Source organism: Rhodoblastus sp., assembly GCF_041915505.1.
Taxonomy (GTDB): domain Bacteria; phylum Pseudomonadota; class Alphaproteobacteria; order Rhizobiales; family Beijerinckiaceae; genus Rhodoblastus.
Genome location: NZ_JAYSBG010000531.1, coordinates 1 through 1528, shown reverse-complemented (window position 1 = coordinate 1528; position 1528 = coordinate 1). Strand labels below are relative to the sequence as shown.

Sequence of the window (1528 nt, the reverse complement as noted above, 5' to 3'; positions counted from 1 at the left end):
TAAAGGACTTCGCCGATCTGCTCCACTGGATAGGCGGCGTCGAACACGGACGCCGCCAAGGCAAGGCGATCGGCAGGGCTCATCGCCATCACGCGGGCAAGCGCCTGTGCGGCGGCGAGCGGCGCCTCGACGGTGACGGCGCGGCGCAAGAACTGGTCGAGCACGCGCGAGAAATCATCGTCATCGACGAGCATATTTTTCGACAGGGCCGGCATGCCATGCGCGATCGCGCGCTCCACGCTGGCGCGATCGATCTGCGGCGCGGGTTCAGCCAGACCCTGATGCTGGATATCGACCAGGCGCGAGAGAAAGATCAGGAATGGCGCGAGGGCATGGCCTTCCGCCAAAGTCCTCAATCGCTCGGCTCGCCGGGCGAACACCTGCGCCGGGTCAGGCAGGACCGCGAACGGCGGCGCGCAGATTTCGCCGACCTTGGTAAAATCGCGCGCGGGCCCGTTCCGAAAGCGTTCAGTCATCGCGGCTCCGTCGTTTTCTGGGCCCCGACATTGCCTTTTGCCGCAGCTTCCCGCGCCAGGGTTTCGCGCAGCCATTTGCGATGATGCATATAGGCCCAGCCGCCTGTCACCGTGCCGCGTGTCATGGCGCGCAACGTGCCCTTCACCCAGAATCCGGCATAGACATGGATGATGATAATGGTGATCGCCAGCAACGCCCCGAGCGAATGGACAAGCACCGCGAGGCGTTGGGTTCCGATCGAGGTCGAGCCGCCGAAATATTGCTGCCAGATCGTCAGGCCGCTGGCGAAGAGCACCAGAATCAAAACGAACTGCGACCAATAAACGCCTTTCTGACCGGCGTTATATTTGCCGAGCTCGGGCAGGTTTTCATGGTTGTGCATGATCAGGTCGGGGAAGCCGCGAAGCCAACGGACGTCGTCCATATTTGGCATATTGACGCGGATGAAGGGCAAGGCCAGCAGGAAAAAGCTCACCACGAGGCCGAGCCCCAACCAGGGATGCAGCGCGCGCGCCGCCTCCTCGCCGCCGAACGGCCCCGAGAAAAAATTCAGCGACGGATAGCCCATCACCAGGCCGCTCATCGCCAGCAGGATGAAGAGGATCGCCGTGATCCAGTGGTTCAGCCTCTGGAACGCGGTATAGCGCTTGATGGTGATCCGGTCTTCGCCGTCGGGGCTCGAATGGTCCATCATCCGTCCCTTTCCTGCAGGCGATCGCGCATGGCGAGCGCATCTTTCTCGGCCTGTTCCGGAACTTCATTCGGGCCGGCGACGATGTAGTGCGCTAGCCCGGCGAGCGCCGCCAGTCCCATGGCGGCCCAGCCGATGACCTTGGCGCCGCCCTTCCAGAACCGAACCAGCGGGCTGATCCTCGGATCTCTCGGCAGATTCTGGTAAAGCTCCGGCTGGTCGGCGTGCTGCAGCACATACATCACATGCGTGCCGCCGACGCCTTGCGGATCGTAAAGCCCGGCATTGGCGAAGCCGCGCGATTTCAGATCCTCGACGCGACCCGCCGCATGTTCCGTCATAGCCTCCTTGGAGCCGAAC

3 protein-coding genes are annotated in these 1528 nt (G+C 63.1%); all 3 read right to left on the bottom strand.

Annotation, left to right across the window (positions count from 1 at the left end; genetic code table 11):
* A partial coding sequence (gene fdhE / locus ACE3S9_RS19470; protein WP_374548129.1) for a formate dehydrogenase accessory protein FdhE occupies nucleotides 1-476 on the bottom strand: 476 nt, incomplete at its 3' end.
* Complete coding sequence (locus ACE3S9_RS19465) at nucleotides 473-1171, bottom strand: formate dehydrogenase subunit gamma (protein ID WP_374548128.1); 699 nt, start codon at nucleotides 1169-1171, stop codon at nucleotides 473-475. The genes ACE3S9_RS19465 and fdhE, both read right to left, overlap by 4 nt.
* The coding region (locus tag ACE3S9_RS19460; protein ID WP_374548127.1) for a formate dehydrogenase N subunit beta transmembrane domain-containing protein at nucleotides 1168-1528 on the bottom strand (361 nt) is incomplete at its 5' end. The genes ACE3S9_RS19460 and ACE3S9_RS19465, both read right to left, overlap by 4 nt.